Origin of the sequence: Mesorhizobium sp. M7A.F.Ca.CA.001.08.2.1 (assembly GCF_003998455.1) — a bacterium.
GTDB lineage: Bacteria > Pseudomonadota > Alphaproteobacteria > Rhizobiales > Rhizobiaceae > Mesorhizobium > Mesorhizobium ciceri.
Map to the genome: position 1 here is coordinate 1 of NZ_RZPW01000506.1, position 4,646 is coordinate 4,646.

Genomic DNA, 4,646 nt, shown 5'->3' on the forward strand with positions numbered 1-4,646 from the left:
CATCCGGCCGGCACGTGCCGCATGGGCGTCGATGCGGCATCGGTGGTCGATCCGGAATTGCGGGTGCGCGGCATTGCCGGGCTTCGTGTCGTGGACGCCTCGGTCATGCCAGACCTCGTCTGCGGCAACATCAATGCGGCGGTCATCATGATCGCCGAAAAGGCCGCGGATCTGATCGGCAGCCGCGCTCGACAGAGCGTGGCGGCCTGATAAGGCGGCCGGAATGCAACCAAAGTCTTTTGGTTGAGACTGAAAAACTGCGTTGGTTGGACTGTCATGCGCGTCAGCATGGCCGTGACGAAGCGGTTTCACGCCCTGATTGTGAGCTGAATTTCGTGCATTTCTAGGCTATCCCTGCCTATTTCTGGGCATTTGCCTCTCAAAAATGCACCTCAACCAAAAACTTATAAAATTCGCAATTTGGGTATTGTCGAGCAAAACCAATGCGAATACGGTTGAGTTGGTTAGAAGTATTTTCTTCGTGACGAGAGGTGTCCGATATGTCCCTGGCGCAACCAGCTAACGATGTGCTCACCAACAAGAAGGCGGCACTCAAGGGCCTCTATGACGCCCTCTACGCAAAGAACATGTTTCCGTTCTGGGCGACGTCGGAAGGCGTCGACCATGACGAGATCAAGCAGTTGATGGCGACGTCGAAAGCCGTTCCCTTCGTGTGGTCCTATTCGGACATCGAGCCCCTGCTCCAGCGCGCCGCCGAACTGGTGACCATGGACGACAGCGAGCGCCGTTCGCTGATCCTCGTCAATCCCGGTCTTGCACCCAAGCGTGCATCGGTCAGCACCATGTACACCGCCTACCGCTTGAACGATCCCGACGAGATCATGCCGCCGCACAAGCACTCGCCGAGCGCCATCCGCTTCGGCCTGACGGGCAAGGGCAATTTCACCGGCGTCGAGGGCGAAGACGTGGTCTTCGGCCCGGGCGACATGGTGCTGACGCCCAACGACGCCTGGCACAATCATGGCACCGTTGGCGGCGAGCAGGCGGTCAACCTGTCGGTGCTCGACCTGCCGCTGGTCGAAACGCTGCATGCCGTCCATTTCGATCACAAATACACCGAGATGGTCGACGGCAAGGAAGTCGAGAAGAAGGTGCAGACCGCCCGCTATCCCAGCGACTACTCACAGCGCATCTATGGCGAAGGTGGCCTGATGCCGCGTTTCGTCGACCACAAGCGCGGCGGCGGCCTGTCGTCGCCGATGTATGTCTATCGCTGGGAGAAGATGGAAGCGGTTCTCGACGCCCACAAGGATTGGGATGGCGACCCCCATGAAGGCATCGTCATCGACTATGTCGATCCGACGACCGGCGGACCCGTCTTCCACACCATCAATTTCTACGTGCAGATGCTGCGCCCCGGCGAGAAGACCTTGCCGCAGCGCGAGACCGCCAGCCTGCTCTTGGCGCCGTTCCGCGGCAACGGCCATTCGATCATCGACGGCAAACGCTATGACTGGAACCAGTTCGACACCATCGCCATACCCGGCGGTTCCTGGGTCGAACATGTCAACGGCTCGTCGAGCGAGCCGGTGATCTTCTTCGGCGCCACCGATGCGCCGACGCAAAAGGCGCTGCTCCTCTACAAGCGCTGGGGCCGCAACCAGGCCGGCGATCTGCTCCGTCTCGTCTAGTTCCGGTCCTCCGGCAGGCAATGTCCGCGCCGCCATTGGCGGCGTGGACATCGAAATGGAATTTCAGCAGCAAGGGCGTATGCATTTGGTTTCGGCGTTCAACACAAAGCAGATCGGCCATGTCGACTGCCCAGGCGGCGGTCAGGTCTGGGTCGACGGCAACATCCTCTATATCGGCCACATGCGGCCGCCGAGCGGCACGACGCTGGTCGACATTTCCGACCCGCGCAATCCGCGCAAAATTACGACGATCGATGTCCCGCCCGGTTGGCACTCACACAAGGTGCGCGCCAAGGACGGACTGATGATCATCAACCACGAGCGCTTTGGCGACGCCGGCCCGGCTGATTTCGGCGGCGGACTGGCGCTCTACGACACCACCAAGCCGGCACAGCCGAAGCTCATCTCGAAATGGATAACCGGCGGCAAGGGCGTCCACCGCTACGATTTCGACGGCCGTTACGCCTACATATCGCCGACCGCCGACGGTTATGTCGGCAATATCGTGATGATCCTCGACCTGATCGATCCCGCGAAGCCGGTCGAGGTCGGACGCTGGTGGATACCGGGCCAGTGGACCGGGGGCGGCGAAGAGTATCCTTGGCACGACTATGTCACGCCGCGCTGTCACCATCCGCTGCGAATGGGCGACAGGCTCTATGTCAGCTACTGGCATCATGGCCTGTTCATCCTCGACATTTCGGACATCACCAAGCCGAAGCTGGTCTCGCACGTCAATTCGAGCCCGAGCTTTCCGCATCCCACGCACACCTGCCTGCCGATTCCACAGCCGCTCAAAGGCCGCAACATCATGGTGGTGGCGGACGAGGATGTCGCCAAGCTTCGGCCATCGCCGCCGGCCTTCACCTGGATTTACGATATCACCGACGAGACCAACCCGTTGCCGATCTCGACCTTCCAGGTGCCGGGCCTCGACACGGACGGTTCACCGCAGCCGCAGATGACCGGCTGCCATCAGCCTTCCGAGCGGTTCAATGGCACCGTCATTCCGTTTGCGTGGTTCGCGCAGGGGCTGCGCCTCGTCGACATCGCCGATCCGTTCGCGCCAAAGGAAGTCGGTCATTTCATGCCCGACGCGCCGGAGGGCGCGGAGCGTTCCTCGTCCAACGACGTGACCATCGACGACCGCGGCATCGTCTACCTGATCGACCGCATCCGTGGCGTCGACATCATCGAAACCAGCGTTCTCTAGGGGGATATGTTGAGCGACAGCACGCGAAAATCCGCCAGCCACTACGCCATCGGCAACAAGAACCCGAACCTGCCGTTTCATCCGGCGGTGCGTGCCGGCGATTTCATCTTCGTCTCGGGCCAGGTGCCGAAAGACGAGAACAACAACATGATCAGCGGCACGATCGAAGAAGAGACGCTGGCGACGCTGAAGACCATCGCGCGCGTCATCGCGCATGAAGGCGCGACGCTGTCGGATGTCGTGCGGATCACCACCTATCTCGAGGATACGCGCGATTTCGGCCGCTACAACAAGGCCTTCCTCGAAGGGATCGGCGACGCCGTTCTGGCGCGCACGACCGTCGAGGCAAAAGCGGTCATCAACACCAAGATCGAAATGGACGCCATCGTCTACAAGCCGCTGCCGGCGAGCAAGTAGGCCCTGGACACTAGCGAGGAGAAGACATGTACAAGCTGTTAGGCCGCCAGACATCAGGCAACGTCCAGAAGGTGCTCTTCATGCTCGAAGAGTTGGGAGCGTCCTACAAGCGCGAGGATTATGGCCGCCAGTTCGAGAACACGCAGACGGCGGAATACAAGGCGCTCAACCCGACCTCCAAGGTGCCGACGCTGGTCGACGGCGACACCGTGATCTGGGAGTCCAACACCATCCTGCGCTATCTCGCGGCATTCGGCGGCGAACAGTTGAATGGCGCCACGCCGGCGGAAAAGACCGAGGTCGAGCGCTGGATGGACTTCCTGCTGGCGGCAGTCAATCCGGGCTACCTGGCGGCCTTCAAGGGCGCCAAGCTCACGCCCGAGGAACAGACCGCCGAATACAAGGAACAAGTGAAGGACCTTGTCGCGCAGCTCAAGATCGTCGACGGCCACCTGGCCGGCAAGGACTTCCTGGCGCTCGGCAAGCTGACCCTTGCCGACATTGCCTGCGCGCCGATCCTGAAGCGCTGCGTCGACTTCAAGATCGACCGGCCGTCAATGCCCAATCTGGAGCGCTGGGTGGCCGCGATCGCCGCTCGGCCGGCCTTCAAGGCGGCAACCACTGCTGCTCCCGCAAAGGCCGCATGATGATCAAGCGCGCCGCTCTCATCGGACTGGGAACGATGGGTCCAGGCATCGCCGCGCGGCTTTCGCGCGGCGGGCTCGATGTGACGGCGTATGACGTTTCGCCAGGGGCAATCGAGCGCGCCCGCGGCATGCTCGATCTTGCCGGCGGCGTGCTCGACCGTCTCGACATCGAGGCGCCCGGGACTGGTGCCGGCAAAGTGCGTTTCGTCGAGACGATCGCCGAGGCCGTCGATGGCGCCGAACTGGTGATCGAGAACGTGCCCGAGAATATCGACATCAAGGCGCAGACCTATCGTGACATCGATCCGCTGATCGGCCCGTCCGTCATCGTCGCGTCCGACACGTCGGGCATTCCGATCACCAAGCTGCAGGCGCATATCTCGCATCCCGAGCGGATGGTCGGCATGCACTGGTCGAACCCGCCGCACATCATCCCGATGATCGAGGTGATCGGCGGCGAGAAGACCGCGCCTGAAACCGTGGCTGTTATCCGCGATCTCATCCGCTCGATCGGCCTGCTGCCGGTGGTGGTGAAGAAGGACGTTCCAGGCTTCGTCGAGAACCGCGTGCTCTATGCGCTGCTGCGCGAGGCGGTCGATCTTGTCGAGCGCGGCGTCATCGAGCCGGAAGACCTGGACACCTGCGTGTCGTGGGGCATCGGCTACAAGATCGCCGTCATCGGCCCGATGGCGCTGCTCGATATGGCGGGGGTGGGTA

Annotated in this window: 6 protein-coding genes; all 6 read left to right on the top strand. The window is 61.9% G+C overall.

Going from position 1 to position 4,646, the window contains the following annotated elements:
- Window positions 1-210, top strand: a 210-nt coding sequence (locus EN914_RS24920; RefSeq protein WP_245497841.1) for a GMC oxidoreductase, incomplete at its 5' end; no start/stop codon positions are given.
- 290 nt (window positions 211-500) lie between these two features.
- Entirely contained in the window at window positions 501-1,652 is a 1,152-nt protein-coding gene (locus EN914_RS24925; RefSeq protein WP_024505127.1) for a cupin domain-containing protein, read from the top strand.
- A gap of 55 nt (window positions 1,653-1,707) precedes the next feature.
- On the top strand, window positions 1,708-2,865 hold the full coding sequence (locus tag EN914_RS24930) for an LVIVD repeat-containing protein (RefSeq protein WP_013529859.1): 1,158 nt from the start codon (window positions 1,708-1,710) through the stop codon (window positions 2,863-2,865).
- 6 nt (window positions 2,866-2,871) lie between these two features.
- Complete coding sequence (locus tag EN914_RS24935; RefSeq protein WP_013529860.1) at window positions 2,872-3,282, top strand: RidA family protein; 411 nt, start codon at window positions 2,872-2,874, stop codon at window positions 3,280-3,282.
- Between the two features lie 26 nt (window positions 3,283-3,308).
- The gene (locus EN914_RS24940) at window positions 3,309-3,929 is read left to right on the top strand and encodes a glutathione S-transferase family protein (protein ID WP_013529861.1); all 621 of its coding nucleotides are present in this window, start codon (window positions 3,309-3,311) and stop codon (window positions 3,927-3,929) included.
- Window positions 3,929-4,646, top strand: a 718-nt coding sequence (locus tag EN914_RS24945; protein WP_127389327.1) for a 3-hydroxyacyl-CoA dehydrogenase NAD-binding domain-containing protein, incomplete at its 3' end; no start/stop codon positions are given. The genes EN914_RS24940 and EN914_RS24945, both read left to right, overlap by 1 nt.